The following is a 22,776-nucleotide window of genomic DNA, read 5'->3' as shown; positions in this document are numbered from 1 at the left end:
AGTTTCATTGGGAGTGGTGGTTTTATTTTTGCGTTAGTTCTTCAGTGGAAGTGCTACGCTCCAATCCATATCTTTTGCTCTGTTCACTTGTTCCTCGATCGTAAGCGTCAGCTCTTTCGGGATTGCGTCCATTTCATCTACGAGTATACCTTTCACGACAAAATTACCTTTTTCATCTTTTGTTGTGGAGCCCATGAAATTAAAATCGTATTCTTTGCCCTTGTCATCAGCACCCTCCCAGGAGTCTAAAAAGATCACACCCGGTGCCAAAGTTGCCTCTAGCTGTATTGTACTACGCAGCTTTTTGTGTTTTTCAGAAGTGATTGGGTTTGTTTTCGTTATCTCTTCTGAAGCAAAGTTTGAGAAGGTTAGTGTGCTTCCTTCATGCTTTATCGTTACAGGCGTGGTTTTCAGTGTCTCAATGGACAGCTTTTGCTTAAAATTCGAAGGAACCTGATCGTAATTATCACCCACTCTAAAGGTTAGATTTTTATTCGTTGGCAAGGAATGAAAGTTGATGAAGTGAACATTTCTGTCAGCGGTTGCACGAACGAAATACTCCCTGCTTACATTTTTGAAAAATGGATTCGGCTCTTCCCCAAATTCACTCATTAGGTCCAGAGTGCTCCAAGCTGCGAGTACAGTTCCCTTGTCGTCCACCACTTCATAAGTTAAGGATGGGGAACTACCACTTCCTTCCGTATTCTCGATAACGAATTCCGTTTGGCCAGGTGTCACCATTACTTGCTTCAGATTAATCACTTCGCCATTGGGAGCGGTAAAATGCTCGTTAATCGGTACAATTTTTGTTTCTTTTTTGGCTTTGGAAATATCAACAGGAATCGTCACGCTCCAATTTCCGTCAACTTTGTCCAGCTTCTTGATGCTAAGCTCGATGTTCAGTTTGTCAGGAATCTTGCTGACATCTGTAAAATATCTGCTAATCGGTCGGCTGACCATCAAGTACTCATCTTTTTCGCCGATGCTTTCCTTCTTGTTATAATTAAGATGGTACTTATCAATTGTCTCAAGAACGTTTCCATCTTCGTCTGTGATTTTGATTTCATAGGTTTCGTTCAGTTTATCTTCATCTCCCAGTGGGAAATTCCGGAACAACTTTTCAAGCTGCTTGCCATTCTTATCCTTGAAGCCGAAAATAATCCGGACATCCCTCGTGTCTGCCATGACTTCTTTTACTTCCAGCGTCATTCCGTTGTCGACGGCTTTCAAATCAAGCTTCTTGTTATATCCTTCTTCAAGTCCGCGCTGGATGAGAGCGTCCTCGGACGCTTCTTCTGCAAACAAGCTGCTCTCTGTCTGCTTCGGCTGTGATTTTATGGTAGCGGCATACAAGTCATTTACATAAGTCGCAAAAGATGGTGAAGTCAGTGTTCCAAAATAGACGACTGCTGCCATTCCTGCTACGGCGATGGTTGCTTTTTTCACGATATCCAGGCTCCTTTTTTTCCAATCGATTTTCTTCTGTATGTTTTGTCTCTCTGATCGTTTCAGGACGTGTATGGGGTAAGGGGGAAGACTAGCCATGATGTCTTGGATGACAGCATCGGATGGCTCATCTGTCGCTAGCGATTCTTCCGGATCTTCCAGCTCGTCCAGCTCCTGCTTCAACTTCAACTGACAATGACGGCATTCTTCCAAATGAGCTGCTATGACCTCGGCTTCTTCTGGCTCAAGAAGGTCGTATAGATACAAAGCAATTTGTCCTTTATCTAAGCATTTCATAGATGAAAGTCCCCCCCTTGCCCTGCATGCCCGATTGCTTCCCTTAACTTGTCTTTTCCACGAGACAGACGCGTCCGAACAGTACTCGACGGAATCGAAAGTCGATGGCTGATTTCTTCACAACTCAATGATTCGAAGTAGCGCATTTCGAGGACGATCCGATACTTTTCTTCGACGGACATCATCCTTTGACGCAACAGGCGCTGACCCTCCTTATTCAGAAAGGCAACCTCCGGCGTATGGCTATCCACTGGTTCTATTTCTTCGCTGGTGGTGAGCTGCTGCTTCCGCTTGCGCTTGCGCAGCTCGTCCAGACAGTGGTTAGCTGCTATCCGGTACAACCATGCAGAAAAATCGTAGTTTGTTTTATATTCTGGTAAATGGTAATACGTCTTGATGAAAATTTCCTGCACGATATCTTGTGCATCAGGTGTATGTCCCAACATTTTACGAAGAATGGAACTTACTTTTCCGTGGTATCTGGTAATGATCTCGGAGTAGGAGTCTTTGTTTCCTTGCAAGACCCGCCCGATGATCACTCGATCTTCCTCCATTTGTGCTCCCCCTAGGCAAAAAAGGCTCGCTGCGCAGCTTTTCCTTTTTTGATCAAACAAAAGTGATCTTGGTGAAATTTCCCTATTACATCCTAGTACTACGAATCCCAAAATGAAAGTGTCCCAAATTCAGGAGTATTTTCCAAAAAGACTAGTAAATATTTCCGGCAAAGAAGGATTTGTAATATTTTGGATAGAATTTGGAAGGAAAATCCTATTGCTTACGAAATAAATAGTAGAATATTACCAAAATATATAATTTTTTACTAATATTTGTAGAATTCTGTAAATTCATGAAATATAATGAACTTGTCTTAATTTTTGAATGAAGAGAGGGGGAACTATCCATGAAAATCCAAGCGAAAAAAGTTGAAAGCGTTCGCACTACTGCAGTAGCAGCTTAATTCTCTTAAGAAGAGGGGGAATAGCACACGAGCTATTCCCTTTTTTCATCTAAAATGAGCCGGGTTAGCGAACCCCACTATTGGGAGGTGTTTTGTATTATGGAACGTCGTCCTTTATTTAAACCAGTGCATCCCGTCTATGAAGTGACAGAGCAGATGATCCGCTTGGGAGAGGCGCCTGGCTATACCTTCGAATTGGAAGACGAGAATGGGTCCATCCGCAAGATGATCAAACTGATGGATGGCACTCGTACTGTCGGTGAAATACATACATTATTGGCTGTTGATTACCCTGAAATTACGTATGAAGAAATAGTGGAAGCAGTGGAATCACTCAGTGCCTTGGGCTTCCTGATGGATCAGGCGAAGGAAGAGGCTTCCGTTCTGACTTCGGAACAAAAGGAAAGGTATAAAGCGAATATCCGCTACTTCTCCTTGTTCACTGATCTCAATCAAAGTCCTAGCGAGCTACAGGAACAGGTAAGTAGAAAAAAAGTGACGATCCTGGGAATGGGTGCCTTTGGCTCTACGCTACTGGTCAATCTGGTAGGAGCGGGAATCCAGCATATCAAGCTCGTGGATTTTGATAGAGTGGAGCTCAGCAATTTGAACCGACAAATGGTCTTTAACGAAAAGGATATTGGTCGGCTGAAGGTGGAAGCGGCACGTGATTTCATCGGAAGGCTTCATTCTGAGGTATTGATTGAAACGGAGACGCTGCAAATCAAGTCCAGCGAAGACGTGGAGCGGGTTATTGCCGGAAGTGACCTCGTGATGCTCGCAGCCGATCAGCCCTTTTTCTTTTTGCAGAGATGGGTGAATCATGCCTGCGCTAAGCTGCAAATCCCGTTCATTGCTGGGGGATTCAACCTCATCGAAGGACAGTTCTTTATGGTAGAACCTGGAAAGACGGGCTGTATCGACTGCATGCATTTGCATCGTTCCAGACAGATCGAAGACTATCCGCAGTTGATCCAAAGGCTGCTCGATACCAACTTTATCCTGCCTACTGCCACGATTGCACCCAATACCATGATGATTACGGGAATGATGGCTTCCGATGCAATCAGGTATTTGACAGGAATCGCTCCGGTACAATCAGCGGGCAAATTTATCATTTTCGACTTTAATACGTTGGAAAAGAGTGTGTTTTTTGAGTGGGAGCGAAATGAAGCCGAATGCCCGACTTGTGGAAGAGGCAGCGGAACGGAGCCGATTTTTCATATCAAGCGAAAAGAAGTGCTCGCAAAGTAAGGAGTCGTTCCTGTAAGAGAGGAAGGTGTCTGTAAGTGAATATCTCGGGAGATAGCATTCTCAAGATGCACCCGCTTGCGCGCCGGGCGGAAAACGAGGAAGAGATCCTCATTGGCCGAACGGATATCAGCAATTTCATTGTGCTTCCGGCCATTGGTGTCGAGATCATCGATATGCTGGATGAAGGGAAGAGCATCAATGAAGTAGCGACAATCATGGAAGAACGGTTAGGCGAACCGGTGGATGTGCTCGACTTTGCGCAGGATTTAATTGGTTCCTATCAATTTGTGTACATGGCAGATGGAGAAGTTGTCAACGAGCCAGTGCCGGTTGTGGATCATTTCTCTTGGATCAAGCAGGGTACGGGTCAGTTTTTCTTTAACCGTGTTGCCTTTGGATTATACGGTATCTTATTTTTCACAGGTCTTTTGATTTGTGTGTTTACGGGCAAGTATATCCCGGTCTATTCCGATATTTTTGTTTCTTCTTCCGTGACGGTTTCGGTAGTGGTTTCTTTCGTGGCTACATGGGTTTTTCTGTTTTTCCATGAAATGGCCCACTTGATGGCGGCCCGATCATTGGGGATCGGCAGTCGTATCGGTCTGGGACATCGACTTGTTTTTGCCGTAGCTGAGACGAATATGTCCAATATTGTTCTCGTTGATCCACAGCGCAGATACAGGGCGTTTTTGGCGGGAATGTCCTGGGATGCGATGTTTATGGGGATCGGTGTCATTCTGTTGTTTGCCAATGATCAAGGCTGGCTGACACTTGTGCCCTTCATGGAAGCATTCATTCGTATGCTGAATGTGATCCTGCTGATGGCTTTGGCCTTTCAGTTCATGGTTTTCATGCAGACCGACTTGTATTACGTATTGGCAACCAAGTTCCAATGCTCCAATTTGATGGTGAATACACGCCTGTTTCTAAAAGCGAAATTCCGTTCCTTGACGCAGGATGAGCAGGAGGAATGGGAGTACGTAGCCGACCATGAGAAAAGAGTCATCCGCTGGTATAGCTGGGTCTACTTGATCGGATCGGTGTGGGGAATCTGGTTCTTTGTCCAGTATCAGCTGCGCATGGCGGTTGATTTCATTTGGATCATCGCAGACGATATGAAAAACGCTTCGCTTCACTCGTGGGAGTTTTGGGACGGCATCCTGTTGATCCTGTTGGTTCTGGTTCCGTTTCTCATTTTGGGCTGGTCGTGGATGAGAGCCTATCGACAACGGAGAAGCGAAAGAGAGCGGACAAAATCCTTGCAGGGTACATAATTTGCGTCTTCACCTTGCCAAGCTGCCCTGTTACGCTAGGGGGAAGAGAGATACCCAGGCAAAGGAAGTGCTCACATGAACCCGATGATCCAAAATATCATTCAGCTGCGAAAAGAAGGGCATCTGGACGAAGCGATCCAGCTTGCCCTTCAGCTCGTCAGCCAATCCCCGACTGATCCTGTTGCCCATTATCAATGTGCATGGTGCCACGATGCAGCCGGATTGGAGAAGGAAGCCGTTCCCTTTTACGAGAAAGCGATTGAGCTCGGACTGTCTGTCGAAGACGACCTGCAAGGGGCATTACTGGGTCTGGGCAGTACGTATCGCACGCTGGGACAATACGAGCAGGCAGCAGCTACGCTCGCGAAGGGGATGCAACAGTTCCCCTGCGACCGTTCCTTTCCGATTTTTCTTTCCATGGCGTATTACAATCTAGGTAAGCATCACGAAGCCATGACTCTTCTCCTGAAAAACCTCGCGGAAACCTCAAGCGATCCTGCGATTTTGGCCTATCAAAAAGCGATTCTGTTCTATGCAGATGATCTGAATAAGACGTGGTAGCGCCATACCATTCCATTGGCAGGAAAACAATCGCCTCCCGTTGTACAAGTACAACAGCGGGAGGTGTCTATGTATAAGCTGATATTGGTAGATGACGAAGAAGATGTAAGAGAAGGGGTTAGCCAAGAAATTGACTGGCATAGCTACGGATACGAGGTGGTTGCCAAAGCAGAAAACGGCAGAGAGGCATTGGAGTTGGTAGAGAGACTTCGACCGGACGTCGTTGTAACCGACATCAAGATGCCCTTTATGAACGGACTTCAGCTGGCGGAGTCTATCGGGCGTGATTACCCTGCCATTCGCATCATTATCCTGACTGGGTTTGATGAGTTCGAGTACGCGCAAAAGGCCGTGAAGCTGCAAATTGATGAATATGTGCTCAAGCCGTTTTCCGCGAGTGAGCTGTTGGAAGCGCTGGACAAGGTCAAGCGACGGATGGACGAGGAGGCGGCTCATCGGGAAAACGTTCAGCTGCTGCGCGATAGCTATCGAAAAAGCTTGCCGGTTTTGCGGGAGGTTTTTTTATCATCTTTGCTGAGTCGTCAGCTCGTACAGCACGATGTTTATTCAAAAGCCTGCGAATACGGAATAGAGCTCAGGAGTCCCGAATATCTCGTGGCGGTCATCTGTGTAGACCAGCCCAAGCAGGAGGAGCAGCAGCTGTTTCTTTTCGCTGTGAAAAATATCGCAGAAGAACAGCTGAACGCAGGCAAACAGGCGGGCATCGTTTTTCTCCATGAAGATCAGGTTGTGCTGCTCATGCGAACAAAAGCAGACGACACGCAACGAATCGAAGTGCAAACACAAAATATCGCCGAAGAAATCAGGCGAACGATTGAAAAATATATGAGCATCACGGTAACAATCGGAATCGGCAACGTCGTGACAGATGTAGCGGCACTCCCTTACTCGTATGAGGACGCCATGCAGGCACTCGATTACAGAAGCATCCTCGGCTGCAACAGGATGATTGTGATCAATGACGTGGAAAAGCAAGCGAGTGAGCAGATACGCCTCGATGAGAGAAGGGAGCATGAATTGGTTCGGTGCATCAAAATGGGGACGAGTGCGGAGCTTCGGAACGTGATTGATGAATTGTTTGATCAAGTGGCACGTGTTCCGGTATCCATTGAGGACTACCGAATTTATTTGTTGGAGATTATGACGACCATATTGAAGACTGCCCATCGTGCCGAAGTTGACATGGATCAACTGTTTGGCGGACAACGCTATCTCTTGCAGGTCATGACGACTTTTACCGGTATGGAGGATGCCCGCGAACAGATCACAGATATTTGTGAGCGCCTCATGGCGAGTATCGCAAACGGACGGCAAACGACGTACAGGCGATTGATTACGCAGGCATTGGACTACACCCACGCGCATTATCATTCTCCCGACATATCCATCCACAAGGTGTGCGATCATCTGCACATCAGCCTCGGTTATTTTAGCAGTATTTTCAAGAAAGAAACGAAGACAACGTTTGTGACCTATCTCCTGTCATTACGCATGGAAAAGGCCAAGGAGCTTTTGCGGACGACCGATTTGAAGTCCTTTGAAATCGCGGAGAAAGTAGGATATACCGATCCCAATTACTTTAGCTTCAGCTTTCGCAAGTATGCAGGCATGTCCGCCAAAGAGTACCGAAGCCAGAGCGAGCAGGAAGGTTAACCCATGAAGAGATTGCTTGTGGTGATCAAGGTCAAAGGCATTCAATTTATCATTACCACCTCCTTTACACTCGTGACGGTACTCGTCATGCTGTTTGTCGGGGTGATGCTGTACGGAAAATTTGCGCAGACGGCAGAGCAAAACGCGTATCTGCACACGCAGCAAATCCTGGAGCAGGTGAAATACAATCTGGAGAGCTATATGAATGGGATGACGCAAATTTTCGAACTCGTTGATGACAAGATCAGAAGAAGCAAGGGACTCACGGCAGACGAGCTGAACGAACAGCTTGAGACAATCGTAGAAACGAGAAAGGACATCGTCTCCATCGCGGTTTTTACACGAGACGGAACGTTGTTGGCCACAACTCCTTCCAAAGTATTGAGGAAAAACACTCGTTTGACCGAACAGAGCTGGTTCCAAAAGGCGATCGAGGACCCGACGAACCTGTCCTTTTCACTTCCGCATATCCAGAACTTGTTTAAAGGAGAGTACACCTGGGTCGTTTCGATGAGTCGGGAAATTCTTCTCCACGGACCTGACGGAGAAATTCCGGCCGTACTTTTAGTTGATGTGAATTTCAAAGAGATCGATGAATTGTGCCAGAGAGTGGGCTTGGGGAAAAAGGGGTACGTCTACATCATCGATTTGGTCGGGAACATCGTCTACCATCCGCAGCAGCAGTTGATTTACGCCGGATTGAAAAATGAAAACCGTTCCTTGCCGCTGAAGCATTCCTATGGCAGCTATGTAGAAGAGACACAGGACGAAGCGCGTTTGATCACCATCAAGACGATCGATCAGCTAGGCTGGAAAATCATTGGGGTTTCCTATATGGACGAGATTGTGACGACCAAAAAAGAAATCAGTCGCTTCATTTTTTGGCTGCTCATCTTTGTGATTGTCATTGTGTTGTTCGTGCTGTACTATCTCTCTGCGAAAATATCACGACCGATCAAGCTGCTGGAGCGATCCATGGAAAAGGTGGAGCAGGGAGACTTTTCAGAGAGTGAACCGATCCGGGGAAGCCATGAGGTCGAACAGCTTTCCTTGCGTTTTCATCTGATGGTCGCGAAGGTCAGGGAATTGATGCACCAGATCATTCGGGAACAGGAAGCCAAACGAAAAAGCGAGCTGGAGGTGCTACAGGCACAGATCAATCCGCATTTTCTGTACAACACGTTGAACTCTGTGGTCAGAATGGTCGGCAACGGAAAAAACGAGGATGTCATCACCACGATTACTTCGTTGTCAAAGCTGTTTCGGATTAGCCTGAGCAGAGGCAAGAACATTATCACGGTGCGGGAAGAGCTGGAGCATGTGCGTCATTATCTTATTATTCAAAAAATGAGGTACAAGCAAAAATTTGAGTACGAGATCGTGGTCGAGAATGAGGATGAGGTGCTCAATTGCCTGACGCTGAAGTTACTGCTCCAGCCGATTGTGGAAAACGCTATCTACCACGGGATTGAGCATTTGGCTGATCCGGGCTGGATTCGCATATTTGCAGCACTCATCGACGGTAAGGTGTTACTTCAGGTAAGCGACAATGGCTTGGGCATGTCCCCTGATGTTCTTGCACAAGTAAAAGCCGGCTTTTATAGAAGCGAAGAAGGCTCGGGCGTTGGGATACAAAACGTGCAAGAGCGCATCCGCTTGACGTTCGGGGAACAGTACGGTTTGGAAATTGCGAGCGAACAGGAAGAGGGGACCGTTGTGCGTGTATGGATTCCGCGCCAGGTTGCAGAGGAGCGAGATCGATTATGAGGACGGCAGCGGTGAAACGTTTGAGCGTATACGGACTGGTCGTTTTGGCAGTGGTGACGCTTTTTTGCTCATGCAGTGCTCCGCTTACAGATGGGGAAGTAGGCAAGAAAAAGACAGTGGCGCTGATCGTCCGTATGAAGCACGGCGATTATTGGCGAACGGTCAAGCTCGGGGCGGAGATGGCTGCCAAGGAATATGAGCGAAACCTGAATTTTTACGCGCCAGACTATGAGGAGGATGCCCACAGGCAAATGGAGCTGGTGCAGCAGGCAATCGCAGATGGCTCCGAGACAATCGTGGTGGCACCTAGTGACGAACACGTTTTGCGAGAAGCTATCAAGCTGGCTAGGGAGAGGGCCATCCCGATCCTTGTACTCGACACCGTCGGAAAAGATTCAGCCGTCAAAAGCTACATTGGGACGGATAACTACGATATGGGCATGAAGGCATTCGAAAAAATGATGTACCTGATCGAGAAAAAAGGACAAATCGCATTGCTCGGCACAGATCGGGTAAAGGCAAATGCCAAACGAAGAGAACAGGGCGTCCTCGATTTGCTCCCACGGGAAACGCAGGTTGAATTGATTGCCAACGAAAATGTTCCCTTGGATAAAAAGCAGATCGGTGAGTGGACGCGCGAACTGATCCGCAAGCATCCGCAGTTGAAAGGGGTGATTGCACTCGATGCCAGTACAGCGATCGGTGTGGCCGAGGAAATGGAAAACAGTGGACTGCGGGACAAAGTCAAAATCGTAGCAATCGACAGTCCACCGGAAGTGCTGGAGTATTTGCAGGAAGGGATCATCTCCGCGACGATCATCCAGAAGCCGCTATCGATGGGATATCTCGGCGTCAAGTACGCAGTCGAAGCGAGCAACGGAGAAGCAGTGCCCAGTCTGGTCGACACCGGAACAAAAGCAATCGATCGGGAGAATATGTTTTGGTCGGAGAATCAAAAGCTCCTCTTCCCCTTCGTAAAATAGGCCACCGAAAAAACAGATGAGAATTTTGATAGAAATGCGCAGGATTTTCGATGGAACACACTTGGGAAAACGCTTACATTTGGTGTATATCAGATGTAAACATAGGGGATAAAGGGGGATTATCGAATGAGAAAGCTGATTGCCACTACACTGGTAGCCGCTGTTACACTCTCGGTGGTTGGATGCTCACAATCTGGCGGTTCGCAGCCGGCAGCGTCCGGGGGAGGCTCGTCTCCTGCGGGGAATCCCAAAATCGGAGTCGCCATCTACAAGTTCGATGATACGTTCATGACAGGAGTGCGCAATGCGATTTCGAAAGCCGCAGAAGGCAAAGCGGAAGTGGACATTGTAGACAGCCAAAATGCCCAGCCTACGCAAAATGACAAAGTGGATTTGTTCATTAACAAAAAGGTAAATGCCCTCGCCATCAATCCGGTGGATCGCACAGCTGCTGGCGTCCTTATCGACAAGGCGAAACAAGCCAATATTCCCGTCGTCTTCTTCAACCGTGAGCCGATGCCAGAGGATATGCAGAAGTGGGATAAGGTTTACTACGTGGGAGCAAAAGCGGAGGAATCCGGCACAATCTCCGGCGAGCTGATCGTCGATTACTGGAAGGCAAATCCGGAAGCAGATAAAAACAAGGATGGTGTCCTCCAATATGTCATGTTAAAAGGCGAGCCAGGGCATCAGGATGCTGAGCTGCGGACGAAGTTTTCGGTGAAGGCGATTGAAGATGCAGGGATTAAAGTAGAGAAGGTCGCGGAAGATACGGCCATGTGGGATCGCGTAAAAGGGCAGGAAAAGATGGCAGCCTTCCTCGCAGCTTCCGGTGACAAGATCGAAGCCGTTCTTGCCAACAACGACGATATGGCACTGGGGGCAATCGAAGCGCTGAAGGCATCTGGCTATTTTGCGAATGGCAAGTACATGCCTGTTGTTGGCGTGGACGCCACAGCACCTGCGTTGAAGGAGTTGGAGGCGGGAACCTTGCTCGGAACGGTCCTCAACGATGCGAATAACCAAGGAAAAGCCACCCTTAGCATCGCGGCGTCTTTGGCGAAGGGTGAAACGCCAACGAAAGATTCTACAGGCTTTGACATTACGGATGGGAAGTACGTGTGGGTGCCCTACAAAAAAATCACCAAGGAAAACATGAACGACGCGAAATAAAAAGCAGGAGAGTCGGTGAAGAGACGAATCCGACTCTCCTGTTTCGGTGATGGGGATGATTTTGCAAAAAGGAGGGCACTCGCATGGCTCAGCATGCATTTTTGTTGGAAATGAACCACATTCATAAAGAATTTCCAGGGGTCAAGGCACTCGACGATGTCACGCTAAAAGTCCGTCCCGGAACTGTTCATGCACTGATGGGAGAGAATGGGGCAGGCAAATCGACCCTGATGAAGTGTCTCTTCGGAATATATCGACCAGATGCGGGAGAAATCCTGCTAAACAATGAGCAGGTGACGATGAGCAGCTCAAAGGACGCGCTGGCCCATGGCATCTCCATGATTCATCAAGAGCTGCATCCGGTGCCCTTTCGCAATGTCATGGAAAACATTTGGCTAGGTCGTTTTCCGGTCAAAAGAATCGGTCCTTTTCCGTTTGTGGATGAGACAAGAATGCTCGCGGATACGAAGAAGCTGTTTGCTGATCTGGGAATGGATTTGAATCCGCACGCTGTTGTCCGTGATTTGTCTGTATCCAAGGTACAGTCGCTTGAAATAGCCAAAGCTGTTTCCTACCAATCCAAAGTGATTATTATGGACGAACCGACGTCTTCACTGACGGGAAACGAGGTGGAGCAGCTATTTGCGATCATCCGCGAACTGAAGAGCAGAGGTGTCGCCATCATCTATATTTCGCACAAGATGGAAGAAATTTTACGGATTGCGGATGACGTGACGATCATGCGCGATGGCAAGCTCATTGGAACATGGCGGGCAGCCGAGCTGACGACAGACCTGATCATCTCGAAAATGGTTGGACGGGACCTGACGCAGCGTTTCCCGAGTCGATCGAATTCGCCAGGGGAACCGATTTTAAAGGTAGAAGGACTGAGCTCTCCATTTTCCCAGTCATTTCAGCACGTGTCGTTTGAATTGCGCAAAGGCGAAATCTTGGGCGTAGGCGGTCTCGTGGGCGCACAACGAACAGAGCTGATTGAGGCATTGTTTGGATTGCGCGCAGTGTCAGCAGGAAAAGTGTCGATCAACGGTCAGGAGGTGCGGATCAAATCACCGAAGGATGCGAAGAAGCACAAAATGGCGCTCTTGACGGAGGAGCGGCGAGTCACTGGCATCATTCCTGTCTTATCGATTCTGGAAAATACGGTCATCGCGAATTTGGCCAGTTACCAAACACCTTTTCTGCTCCTCAATGAGCGCAAGCGAAGAGCGGATGTCAGCCGAAGCATCGAGATGCTCCGCGTCAAGACTCCCTCTATGAAAGCCTTGATCAAAAACCTGTCAGGGGGCAATCAGCAAAAGGTTCTGTTGGCGAGGTGGCTTTTGACTGATCCGGATATTTTATTGCTGGACGAACCTACGCGTGGAGTCGATGTTGGCGCCAAATACGAAATCTATACCATCATCGCGGAACTGGCGAGTCAAGGAAAAGGGATCATTATGATTTCCTCGGAAATGCCAGAGTTGCTTGGAATGTCAGATCGAATCATGGTCATGTGCGAGGGTAGGCTCTCCGGTTTTTTGTCGGGTACAGCGGCAACCGAAGAAGAGATTATGCGGCTGGCTACCAAACATCTTGCATGAGAAAGGAGGCGAACAGGCATGTCTCAGTTGTCTGCTAAACAGGTGCAAGGCTTTGTTACGCAAAACGCCATCTATATCGTTCTGGTTTTGTTGATCGCGGGAATTGCGATTTACGACCCTAATTTTCTTTCCATTACAACGCTTCGGGATATTTTGGTGCAATCCTCCACTCGCGCTATTATTGCCTTGGGTGCTGCGTTTGTTCTTATTACAGGCGGAACGGATCTTTCCGCGGGGCGAGTGGTCGGATTGACGGCTGTCATCTCTGCCTCAATGCTGCAAAGCCAAGACTATCCGCGGAGGTTTTTCCCGGATTTACCCGATTTGCCGTTGCTTATCCCCATTCTCATCGCAATCGCTGCGGGCTTGCTGGTTGGTCTGATCAACGGCATTATTGTGTCTCGTTTTAGTGTGCCACCTTTTATCGCTACGTTGGGCATGATGGTCATTGTATACGGGTTCAACTCCATCTATTTTGATATGGAGCCCAATCAATCGCAGCCAATCGCTGGACTGCGGAGTGACTTCAATCAGCTTGGGACAGGGTACATCGGCCCGAGTGGCCCGTATTCGATTCCGTATATTGTCATCATTGCGATCATGGTTGCCTTCATCGTCTGGGTAATCTTCAACAAAACACGGCTTGGTAAAAACATGTACGCCATCGGAGGCAACATGCAGGCCGCAACTGTTTCCGGGATCAACGTCGCTTTCAACCTCATGATTATCTATGCCATTGCTGGTGCCCTGTATGGACTCGGAGGAGTTCTGGAGGCAGCCCGGACAGGTGGCGCGACGAACAACTACGGCAACATGTACGAGCTGGACGCCATTGCAGCCTGTGTGGTAGGGGGAGTCTCGACGTCTGGCGGAATTGGTACCGTTCCAGGTGTGCTTGCGGGTGTCCTTATTTTTGGCGTCATCAACTACGGACTTACGTTTATCGGAGTCAGCCCGTATTGGCAGCTCATCATCAAAGGACTCATCATTGTGGCAGCCGTTGCTTTTGACATTCGCAAATACTTGGCGAAAAAATAATAAGAGACCCCGGTCAGCTGTCAACCAAGGCAGCTTTTCTGGGGTCTTTAATTGTTTATTTTCGCAGCGGTGTGATTTTCATATACGTAAATAATCGCCATACCCACTCAAGTGGTCCCATGCGGAAGACAGACAGCCAAAGTACACTAAATACCATCTGCACCACGTAGATACCAAGGCAGATCAGTGTCGTTTGCAGGTAGCCGAGATTGCCAAACCAATCGAACATATAGCTTCCCACAAGGATCAATACGGTTTGTCCGACGTAGTTTGTCAACGCCATGCGCCCATAGCTGGTCAGCGGAGAGAGGACGGTCTGGACGGTTTTATTTTGCAGCAGCCGAATCAAGGTCGTCGTGTAAAAGGCAGCCATGACAAGACCTGTGGAGGTCAAGGCAATCGTGTAGTTCATCAGCTGCTGAAGGGTTTCTTCTGACATGGAATCATCTACAACCAGATTCGCCCCACCCATTGCCGGATCAGCTGGAGTCAGTCGGTATTGGATAAACAAGCCGATTAACGAAAGGACGAAGGTCACGCCCTGCACTTTTTTAATCACAGGCAAAAATCTCGGAATGTCCTGAAAGACTCCGTACTGCCCGACAGCAAGTCCCAAAATAAACAATGGAAGCACCAATAGCGGTTTGAAGCCGGTAGCACAGACAGCTATCGACAGAACAAGTCCGATGATCAGATTGGTTCGCGCCTTCAATCGATAAAAAGGCAGTAAGATGAATCCGAAGATGGCGTAGATGAAGAGTGCTTCGCCAGGGTGAAACATTTTATGCATAAAGCCAAGAGCGAGTAGCGCAATCAGGCGCCGAATGAACAAAGCGATGCTGTTGGCCCCTTTTGCTTTTGCTCGACTGATGAAAATATAGAAGCCCACACCAAACAAGAAGGAAAAGATCACGAAGAAGCGCGATTCCACAAAGAAATTGAAAAACTGGAACAGCCAGTGGTCTACACTTCCTATTTCAGGTGATTGCGCATACAGCAATGCCACGATGTTGACGAGGAGAATGCCCATTAAGGCGAAGCCCCGTACGGTATCTAATGCATCAATTCGTTGGTTCACGGTAGGTGCGTTTTCTTTCAATCCCATCACTTCCTTCTCTCGTTGTCCGTCGTCCGATCGCGCACTTTTCCTATCCTAGCTTATCCCGGGATGGAGGAGAAATAGCATTTGCTTACGTCTCGCTTACAAAAGTGTAAGAAGTGAGGGGATCTCCCGTATTCGACCGCAACTTCCTACCAAATTCCTGCGTCTATTGTAATAATCAGGAAGTCGGGGTGCATAAATGAAACCGATTGTACGGGGGAAATGGCGTTTAGCAGCAGGCATGACATATTTTCGTTGGAAAAGGTATGTACAATGGACATTTGGTCAAACGAGGTTCGCTCATGAGAAAAGAAGCGATTTGTTGCGTAATGTCCATTATTCACATCAAACGATTTTGTTACGCCCATTGCAGAACGTGGAGATGTGGATGCAGCACAACAAAGTGATCAATTTGCGCCTGGCGATTGCACGACTGAACGGATTGCTCATCCACCCTGGGGAAACCTTTTCGTACTGGAAGCAGATTGGCAAGCCGACCCGTAGCAAAGGCTATGTAGAGGGCATGCTGCTCTCGCAGGGACGCGTCACGGCCGGAGTTGGCGGAGGGCTTTGTCAGCTCTCGAATCTGCTGTACTGGATGACCTTGCATACGCCATTGACAGTGACGGAACGGCATCGTCATAGCTACGATGTTTTTCCCGATTCGAATCGGACACAGCCGTTCGGAAGTGGAGCGACTTGTTTCTATAATTATCTGGATTTGCAAATCGCCAACCGGACGCAACAGCCCTTTCAACTGCATGTCTACCTGACCGATACACATTTGGTAGGGGAATGGCGTTCAGACATGCCACCGACACGGACGTATGTCATTATCGAGAAAGAACATGAGATTCATCCTTCGATTTGGGGAGGGTATGAACGGAAAAATGAATTGTATCGTGATGTTTATACGCTGGAAGGAGAATGGGTGGAGCAAGAATGGATGACGCAGAATCGGGCTTATTTGATGTACGAGCCATTGCTGCCGAAAGGATGATGTTTCCTGTTCGGGATACGAACTGGAACTCCACTGCGATCTGTGCGAAAATAGGAACATATGCTTTCGTCTAGGGAACGTGGAAAGGTGGATTTATACATATGTCTTTTGCAGATCGTATCACAGCAGGTCTGAACCCGGAGCAGCGGGAAGCAGTCCTTACAACAGAAGGCCCCGTCTTGATTTTGGCCGGTGCGGGTAGCGGCAAGACCAAGGTACTGACACAGCGTATCGCATACCTGATCAGTGCCAAACAGGTAGCACCTTGGAGCATTTTGGCGATCACCTTCACCAACAAAGCAGCGAGGGAGATGCAAAACCGTGTGGCTGCCATTATTGGCGGAGCCGCAGCGCAGGATGCATGGCTGTCGACGTTTCACTCCTTGTGTGTGCGGATTTTGCGCAGGGATATCGACCGACTCGGCATCAATCGCAGCTTTTCCATTTTGGATGCCGGTGACCAGTTGTCTGTCGTCAAGCAATGTTTAAAAGAATTGAACATCGATCCGAAGCAGTATGAGCCGCGTTCGATTTTGGCTGCGATCAGCGGAGCGAAAAACGAGCTGACCGATCCAGAAACCTATACGCGTCTTGCGGGCGATCCATTTGCACAAGTGGCAGCCAAGGTTTACACGGCTTATCAGAAAAAGCTGAGAAGCAACCAATCACTGGACTTCGACGATCTGATCATGACGACGGTTCGTCTGTTTAAAGAAGTGCCGGAAGTATTGGAGTTTTATCAAAAGAAATTCCGTTACATACACGTTGATGAGTATCAGGATACAAACCGGGCGCAATACCTTTTGATTTCCATGCTGGCAGACAAGCATCGAAATGTATGCTGCGTGGGGGATGCTGACCAAAGTATTTATAAATGGCGCGGTGCCGACATCTCGATCATTTTAAACTTTGAAAAAGACTATCCCGAAGCCAAGCTCATCAAGCTCGAGCAAAACTATCGCTCTACCAAAACGATTTTGCAGGCGGCGAACCAGGTCATTGCCAACAACAAGCTGCGCAAGGAAAAGAAGCTCTGGACAGAGAATCCGGGCGGCGACAAGATCATGTGCTTCCAGGGGGATTCCGAGCACGACGAGGCGTATTTTATCGTCGATACGATTCGCAAGCAGATGGCACAGTACAAGCGCTACGACAAATTCGCGATCCTGTATCGGACGAATGCACAGTCTCGTGTGGTCGAGGAAGTTTTCATCAAATCGAACATGCCGTACACCATCGTCGGCGGAACCAAGTTCTACGATCGCAAAGAGATCAAGGACATCTTGGCTTATTTGCGTCTGATCTCCAATCCGGATGACGATATCAGCTTGCAGCGAATCATCAACGTACCGAAGCGTAATATCGGGGATACGACGGTAGACAAGCTACAAGCGTATGCGAACGCAAATGGTCAGTCCCTTTTCCAAGCGATTCAGGAGACGGCTTATATGGGGCTGCCTTCACGTACGACGAATGCGATCCTGTCCTTTAATGATCTTATCTCGAATTTGATGCAAATGACCGATTACTTGAGTGTGACTGAGCTGGTGGAAGAAGTGCTGAAGCGCTCTGGATACCGCGATTCTTTAAAAGAAGAAAAGACGCTGGAAGCACAGGCGCGTCTGGAGAATATCGAGGAGTTCCTGTCTGTTACGCAGGAGTTCGAGCGCAAAAATGAAGACAAGAGCTTGCTAGCGTTCCTGACTGATCTCGCGCTGGTGGCAGACATCGATTCCTTGGGAGATGACGGTGCCCAGGAGGAAGTATCGGCAGAGGGGCAGGTTGTATTAATGACCTTGCACAGCGCCAAAGGGCTGGAGTTCCCTGTCGTGTTCCTGGTTGGTTGCGAGGAAGGTGTCTTCCCGCATAGCCGCTCTTTGTTTGACGATGCTGAGATGGAGGAAGAGCGCCGTCTGGCTTACGTGGGAATTACACGGGCGGAGGAACGTCTGTACATGACATGTGCCCGTATGCGGACGTTGTTTGGACGTACGAATGTGAATGCGCCGTCTCGCTTCCTGCAAGAAATTCCGGCAGAGCTGTTGGAAGGAAATCCAGCGACAGCGGACCGAAGCTTCAGCGGTGGACGCAGCAGTGCATTTGGACAGCGTGATGGCAGTGCATTCGGACGTGACACGGGAGCGAGACCGTTTGGAGCGTCTTCCTCACAAGCAGGCTCTGCTCCGAAATTTGGCATGGGTCAACGAACCGCAAGCAGCACACCTGCTACGTTCACCCGTCCGGCGGGTGAAAAACTGCCTGGACACGGTCAAGGAGCAGGCGTTGATTGGAAGGTTGGCGACAGAGTGGCACATGGCAAATGGGGCAACGGTACGGTCGTCAAAGTAAAAGGAACGGGCGACGACATGGAGCTCGACATTGCTTTCCCAAGCCCGACTGGCATTAAAAAGCTATTAGCGAAGTTCGCTCCTATTCAAAAAGGATAGTGTGCAAATGCAAATACAGCCAATCGCAAAAGTAAAGGATGAACGAGATGGATCGATTGACGGCCGAAACAAAAATTAAAGAATTAGCGAAACGAATTGAGCGGCATAATCGTCTTTACCATGAAGAGGATCGACCTGAGATTTCTGACCAGGAATACGATCAATTGATGCGGGAGCTAAAGGAGCTTGAAACCAGCTTCCCTGATTTGCAGTCACCTGATTCTCCTTCCTTGCGTGTAGGGGGAGAACCACTGCCCTTCTTTGAAAAGGTCGTTCATAAGACACCGATGCTCAGTCTCGGCAACGCCTTTAATGAGGAGGACATCAGGGATTTTGACCGCCGGGTACGTCAGGCTGTTGGCAGTCAGGCTGTCCGATATGTAGCTGAACTGAAAATTGATGGTCTGGCCGTGTCGCTTCATTATGAAAATGGGCTGTTCGTCCGCGGGGCTACACGTGGAGACGGAACAACAGGCGAAGACATCACACAAAACCTGAAAACGATTCGTTCCATTCCTTTGCGGCTCACAAAGCCGGTAACCCTTGAGGTTCGCGGTGAGGCTTACATGTCCAAAGGAGCATTTGAAAAGCTGAACAAAGAGCGCGAGGAGCGTGGGGAAGCGTTATTTGCCAATCCGCGCAATTCCGCAGCAGGCTCGCTCCGACAGCTCGATCCGAAAATTGCCGCATCCCGTCAACTGGATACGTTTATTTACGGCATTGGCGATTTGCAAGGGGAGACAGTGGAATCGCACAGTGAAGGGCTTGATTTGCTGGAGACGCTCGGCTTCATGGTGAATCAGGAGCGACGTGTATTTGACGACGTCGATGAGCTGCTCGCTTTTATTGCGGGCTGGACAGAAAAGCGTCCTCATTTGCCTTATGAAATCGACGGCATGGTGATCAAGGTCGACAGTTACGCTCAGCAGGAGGAGCTTGGATTTACTGCGAAAAGTCCGCGTTGGGCCATCGCATACAAGTTCCCTGCCGAAGAAGCGGTTACGATTCTCGAAGGTATCGAAGTATCTGTGGGGCGTACAGGGAATGTCACCCCGACTGCTTTATTGAAGCCAGTCAGTTTGGCAGGTACGACCGTAAAGCGTGCTTCCTTGCACAACGAAGACATTATTCGGGAAAAAGGCCTCCTTATCGGCGATCATGTTGTCGTCAAAAAAGCAGGGGACATTATCCCGGAAATTATCGCGGTCTTGCCAGAGCGTCGTACAGGAAATGAAGTACCGTTTGCCATGCCAACGCATTGCCCCGAATGTGGGAGTGAGCTGGTACGCTTAGAGGAAGAAGTGGCTCTGCGCTGCATCAATCCAATGTGTCCGGCACTGATCCGTGAAGGCATGATTCATTTCGTGTCCCGCACGGCCATGAACATTGACGGCTTGGGAGAAAAAGTTGTGGCCCAGCTGTATCGCGACGGTATTATCCACAGTGTCGCTGACCTGTATTATTTGCACCAGCAGCGCGATGTTCTACTGGGCATGGAGCGCATGGGTGAAAAGTCCGTAGATAATTTGCTTGCGGCTATTGAAGCGAGCAAGGAGAACTCGCTGGAGCGCGTATTGTTTGGTCTAGGCATTCGCTTGGTCGGAGCCAAGGCGGCACGTGTTCTCGCGGAGCATTTTGGCAATATCGATGCCATTATGCAGGCATCCGAAGAAGAGATTACGCAAATCGATGAGATCGGGCCGAAAATGGCTGCGAGTCTCGTGAACTACTTCGCACAGCCGCAGGCACAGGCAGTTATTGAGAGACTGCGAGCGGCCGGAGTGAACATGGCGTACAAAGGAATCCGCATTGAAAGTGGCGCAGACCTGCCATTCTCAGGCAAAACAATCGTGTTGACCGGCACGCTGACGCAAATGTCGCGGCAGGAGGCAGAGGAAGCGATTGCGCGCTTGGGTGGCAAGGTAACAGGCAGCGTCAGCAAAAAGACAGACCTGGTGATTGCAGGCGAAAAAGCCGGCTCCAAGCTGGAGAAGGCAGAAAAACTAGGCGTGGCTGTTATGGACGAAGCAGGCTTCCTGCAAGTATTGGAGAGCAACGCCTAAGAAAACGGTGGCGACAACGGATGAGTAAGGGAAGGGACGTGAAGAGCATGAATAGCTTCCTGAAATGGGGAATCGGTGTAATAGCCATGCTGCAATTGGTTGGCTGTGGAAGTACCAGCAGTACTGGCAGTAAACAAATCGATACGAATCCTCCAACAGTTACAGCTGCTGCTCTACAAGGGAACTTGACCTATCAGGACGTATTGGAACTGGGAGCAACCATTCACAATCTGATGATGACCGATGATGCTCGTCAAATATGGGTTGGTACCAACTCAGGGCTGTATAGCTCGGCTGGCGGTGGAACGTGGGGATCTCTCTCGACAGATTTAGAGCAGTATGCGATTGAAGGTTGGTTTGTAGACCCGGATGATCCAAAGCAAATATTTGTCGGCGGGATTGATGGGGTTCTTCATTCAACAGATGGCGGCAAAAAGTGGACTTCTGTCAACAATGGGCTGCCAGAGCCTGCAAATATCAGCAGCTTTGTAGGCAGCCGCCAAGGAGACGAAGTACGTCTGTTTGCCTTTGTCTCGGGTGAAGGTATTTATCAATCGACGGACGAGGCCCAATCATGGAGCCTGTGGCAGCCGATGGATCAGGAAGTATTTGCTATGGACTTTGATCCAGAACAAGACCGTCTCTATGTAGCGGCCCAATTCAGCTTGCTCTATAATGAAGAGGGGCAGTGGAAGGCAGAGGAGATTCCCGGAGCACAGCAGATCTATTCGCTCGCCATTAACAGACGAACTGGCACTCTCGCTGTCGCAACCGAACAAGGTATCTATGAGAAAATCAAGGGCGAATGGCGTTTGCTCGATGCTCGCTCACCGGAAAAGCTGATTGTCATTGCTTCAGGTGGCGAGGATACAAAATGGGTGGGAATTGGCGAATCGGCATTGATCTACAAGCTCGAAGACAATCGATGGATCAAGTGGAATGAATGATTTGTACATCTCCCACTTTCGGATATGAAAAGGAGTAATCTATGAAAGTGAAGTTTTTGACAGGATGCAGGTTCTTGACAGCTTTACTTCTTGTGATGGCATTGACTGGCTGCTCGTTGATACCTGGGGGCAAGGACAAAGCTCCTGAGCCTACTACACCGTCCTTGTCGGAGGTAGTGGAAGTATCCGAGGATTACTACGGCAGCATTACCCCGTACCAGCCGAATCAGACACGAGGAATGCTTGCTGGTACGAAATATCGCATCGATTTCAGTCACCTTGAGTTAGGGCTGATGGAGTTTGCCCGGGAGACATTCCCGACGTCCGATTATTATTTCCAAGAAGGTCAAGTGATCAAAAAAGAGCAAGTCACCCAGTGGATCGCACAGGAAAAGACGGGTGGGGCCAACGGGAAAAAGAAAAGCGGAATTCTCGTGCATGTGTTGGAGCATGATTACCTGAACAAAAAGGATAAGAGCCTGGCTGGCATGGTGTTGGGCTTGTCGCTTTCACCGAACTATCAGGATGCAACCGGTCAGGACAAGGTATACACAACACAAGAACTGCAAGCAAAAGGCCAGCAGGTTGCAGCTCGTATCGTACAGTCTGTACGGTCGACCAGTCCAGAAGTTCCGATCCTGGTTTTGATGTATCAAGTACCGGAGGCGAATTCTACTCTGGTGCCGGGGCACTTCATCATGTCAGGTACAGTAGGGGCGAATGAAGCAGCGGTATCCAAGTGGCTGCCGATCGAAGAGGAATATTTCCTGTTCCCAAGTCCAGAGGTTGAGCAGAAATACCCAGAGCAGTCGTTGCAGTACGACAAGCTCATGCGCCAATCCAAGGGCTATTTCCCTGAATATATCGGGATGACGGGTCTAGGACGTTTCATGGATGGCAAGCTGACAGAACTTACGATTACCGCCACGGCAGAGTATGACTCCAGAACAGAGGTACTGCAGTTTACGCAATTTGCAGCAGGAAGCATTAATCAGCTCTTCGACAAAAGCGTTCACGTAAACCTGTACGTACAGTCGATGAACAAACCATTGTCGCTCTATATTCGACCGACAAATGGTGAGCCGTACATGCATATTTACAGACAATAAGGAAAAGCATAAAACACCCGAATGATCGCCTGAGAAGGTGAGGAGGTCGGGTGTTTTTTTGTACACAAAAGATAGTAAATTG

17 protein-coding genes are annotated in these 22,776 nt (G+C 48.8%); 14 read left to right on the top strand and 3 right to left on the bottom strand.

Annotated elements, in window-relative coordinates; all coding sequences use genetic code 11:
- Positions 1-33 precede the first annotated feature (33 nt).
- A complete protein-coding gene (locus EL268_RS26770; protein ID WP_106652535.1) occupies positions 34-1,743 on the bottom strand; it encodes a DUF4179 domain-containing protein in 1,710 nt (569 codons plus the stop codon).
- On the bottom strand, positions 1,740-2,297 hold the full coding sequence (locus EL268_RS26765) for an RNA polymerase sigma factor (RefSeq protein ID WP_106652536.1): 558 nt from the start codon (positions 2,295-2,297) through the stop codon (positions 1,740-1,742). Before EL268_RS26765 ends, EL268_RS26770 begins: the two co-directional genes overlap by 4 nt.
- A 503-nt stretch (positions 2,298-2,800) precedes the next feature.
- On the opposite strand from EL268_RS26765, the gene EL268_RS26760 reads away from it, so the two are divergent.
- The 9 genes from EL268_RS26760 to mglC all read left to right on the top strand — a co-directional run bounded on the left by EL268_RS26760 (position 2,801) and on the right by mglC (position 14,026).
- Positions 2,801-3,955: a HesA/MoeB/ThiF family protein gene (locus tag EL268_RS26760; protein WP_106652537.1), complete on the top strand. Its 1,155-nt coding sequence runs from the start codon at positions 2,801-2,803 to the stop codon at positions 3,953-3,955.
- 35 nt (positions 3,956-3,990) lie between these two features.
- The gene (locus EL268_RS26755) at positions 3,991-5,229 is read left to right on the top strand and encodes a hypothetical protein (protein WP_106652538.1); all 1,239 of its coding nucleotides are present in this window, start codon (positions 3,991-3,993) and stop codon (positions 5,227-5,229) included.
- A gap of 75 nt (positions 5,230-5,304) precedes the next feature.
- Positions 5,305-5,790 carry a tetratricopeptide repeat protein gene (locus EL268_RS26750; protein ID WP_106652539.1) on the top strand — a complete coding sequence of 162 codons (486 nt, stop codon included), beginning with the start codon at positions 5,305-5,307 and terminating at the stop codon, positions 5,788-5,790.
- A 69-nt stretch (positions 5,791-5,859) separates the two neighbouring features.
- Positions 5,860-7,464, top strand: coding sequence for a response regulator (locus tag EL268_RS26745; RefSeq protein WP_106652540.1), 1,605 nt, complete (start codon positions 5,860-5,862; stop codon positions 7,462-7,464).
- Between the two features lie 3 nt (positions 7,465-7,467).
- Positions 7,468-9,231: a cache domain-containing sensor histidine kinase gene (locus tag EL268_RS26740; RefSeq protein ID WP_106652541.1), complete on the top strand. Its 1,764-nt coding sequence runs from the start codon at positions 7,468-7,470 to the stop codon at positions 9,229-9,231.
- An 11-nt stretch (positions 9,232-9,242) separates the two neighbouring features.
- Positions 9,243-10,214 carry a substrate-binding domain-containing protein gene (locus tag EL268_RS26735; protein ID WP_232030097.1) on the top strand — a complete coding sequence of 324 codons (972 nt, stop codon included), beginning with the start codon at positions 9,243-9,245 and terminating at the stop codon, positions 10,212-10,214.
- A 126-nt stretch (positions 10,215-10,340) separates the two neighbouring features.
- Entirely contained in the window at positions 10,341-11,387 is a 1,047-nt protein-coding gene (locus EL268_RS26730) for a galactose ABC transporter substrate-binding protein (RefSeq protein WP_106652543.1), read from the top strand.
- An 83-nt stretch (positions 11,388-11,470) separates the two neighbouring features.
- Positions 11,471-12,988, top strand: coding sequence for a sugar ABC transporter ATP-binding protein (locus tag EL268_RS26725; RefSeq protein ID WP_106652544.1), 1,518 nt, complete (start codon positions 11,471-11,473; stop codon positions 12,986-12,988).
- A gap of 18 nt (positions 12,989-13,006) precedes the next feature.
- Positions 13,007-14,026, top strand: a complete 1,020-nt coding sequence (gene mglC / locus EL268_RS26720; protein ID WP_106652545.1) for a galactose/methyl galactoside ABC transporter permease MglC — start codon at positions 13,007-13,009, stop codon at positions 14,024-14,026.
- Positions 14,027-14,081: 55 nt separating this feature from the next.
- On the opposite strand, the gene EL268_RS26715 is transcribed toward mglC, so the two are convergent.
- On the bottom strand, positions 14,082-15,131 hold the full coding sequence (locus tag EL268_RS26715; RefSeq protein WP_106652546.1) for a DUF418 domain-containing protein: 1,050 nt from the start codon (positions 15,129-15,131) through the stop codon (positions 14,082-14,084).
- A 196-nt stretch (positions 15,132-15,327) separates the two neighbouring features.
- Between EL268_RS26715 and EL268_RS26710 the strand changes: the two genes are divergently transcribed.
- The 5 genes from EL268_RS26710 (at position 15,328) to EL268_RS26690 (ending at position 22,694) form a co-directional block, all read left to right on the top strand.
- Complete coding sequence (locus EL268_RS26710) at positions 15,328-16,128, top strand: VanW family protein (RefSeq protein ID WP_106652547.1); 801 nt, start codon at positions 15,328-15,330, stop codon at positions 16,126-16,128.
- Between the two features lie 101 nt (positions 16,129-16,229).
- Positions 16,230-18,575: a DNA helicase PcrA gene (gene pcrA / locus EL268_RS26705; RefSeq protein ID WP_106652548.1), complete on the top strand. Its 2,346-nt coding sequence runs from the start codon at positions 16,230-16,232 to the stop codon at positions 18,573-18,575.
- 47 nt (positions 18,576-18,622) lie between these two features.
- Positions 18,623-20,638, top strand: coding sequence for an NAD-dependent DNA ligase LigA (gene ligA, locus EL268_RS26700; protein ID WP_106652549.1), 2,016 nt, complete (start codon positions 18,623-18,625; stop codon positions 20,636-20,638).
- A 20-nt stretch (positions 20,639-20,658) separates the two neighbouring features.
- Complete coding sequence (locus tag EL268_RS26695) at positions 20,659-21,585, top strand: WD40/YVTN/BNR-like repeat-containing protein (RefSeq protein ID WP_106652550.1); 927 nt, start codon at positions 20,659-20,661, stop codon at positions 21,583-21,585.
- A gap of 41 nt (positions 21,586-21,626) precedes the next feature.
- Entirely contained in the window at positions 21,627-22,694 is a 1,068-nt protein-coding gene (locus tag EL268_RS26690; protein ID WP_106652551.1) for a CamS family sex pheromone protein, read from the top strand.
- Positions 22,695-22,776: the final 82 nt, after the last annotated feature.

This window comes from Brevibacillus brevis (assembly GCF_900637055.1).
Lineage (GTDB): Bacteria > Bacillota > Bacilli > Brevibacillales > Brevibacillaceae > Brevibacillus > Brevibacillus brevis.
Note: the sequence above shows the minus strand (reverse complement) of the source record. Positions and strands in the feature narration are given on the sequence as shown.

Coding starts and splice junctions, on each gene's coding strand:
- EL268_RS26750 (WP_106652539.1), top strand. CDS start 5,305: ATGAACCCGATGATCCAAAATATCATTCAGCTGCGAAAAGAAGGGCAT.
- EL268_RS26725 (WP_106652544.1), top strand. CDS start 11,471: ATGGCTCAGCATGCATTTTTGTTGGAAATGAACCACATTCATAAAGAA.
- EL268_RS26770 (WP_106652535.1), bottom strand. CDS start 1,743: ATGAAATGCTTAGATAAAGGACAAATTGCTTTGTATCTATACGACCTT.
- EL268_RS26710 (WP_106652547.1), top strand. CDS start 15,328: ATGAAACCGATTGTACGGGGGAAATGGCGTTTAGCAGCAGGCATGACA.
- EL268_RS26765 (WP_106652536.1), bottom strand. CDS start 2,297: ATGGAGGAAGATCGAGTGATCATCGGGCGGGTCTTGCAAGGAAACAAA.
- EL268_RS26715 (WP_106652546.1), bottom strand. CDS start 15,131: ATGGGATTGAAAGAAAACGCACCTACCGTGAACCAACGAATTGATGCA.
- EL268_RS26745 (WP_106652540.1), top strand. CDS start 5,860: ATGTATAAGCTGATATTGGTAGATGACGAAGAAGATGTAAGAGAAGGG.
- pcrA (WP_106652548.1), top strand. CDS start 16,230: ATGTCTTTTGCAGATCGTATCACAGCAGGTCTGAACCCGGAGCAGCGG.
- EL268_RS26690 (WP_106652551.1), top strand. CDS start 21,627: ATGAAAGTGAAGTTTTTGACAGGATGCAGGTTCTTGACAGCTTTACTT.
- ligA (WP_106652549.1), top strand. CDS start 18,623: ATGGATCGATTGACGGCCGAAACAAAAATTAAAGAATTAGCGAAACGA.
- EL268_RS26730 (WP_106652543.1), top strand. CDS start 10,341: ATGAGAAAGCTGATTGCCACTACACTGGTAGCCGCTGTTACACTCTCG.
- mglC (WP_106652545.1), top strand. CDS start 13,007: ATGTCTCAGTTGTCTGCTAAACAGGTGCAAGGCTTTGTTACGCAAAAC.
- EL268_RS26695 (WP_106652550.1), top strand. CDS start 20,659: ATGAGTAAGGGAAGGGACGTGAAGAGCATGAATAGCTTCCTGAAATGG.
- EL268_RS26760 (WP_106652537.1), top strand. CDS start 2,801: ATGGAACGTCGTCCTTTATTTAAACCAGTGCATCCCGTCTATGAAGTG.
- EL268_RS26740 (WP_106652541.1), top strand. CDS start 7,468: ATGAAGAGATTGCTTGTGGTGATCAAGGTCAAAGGCATTCAATTTATC.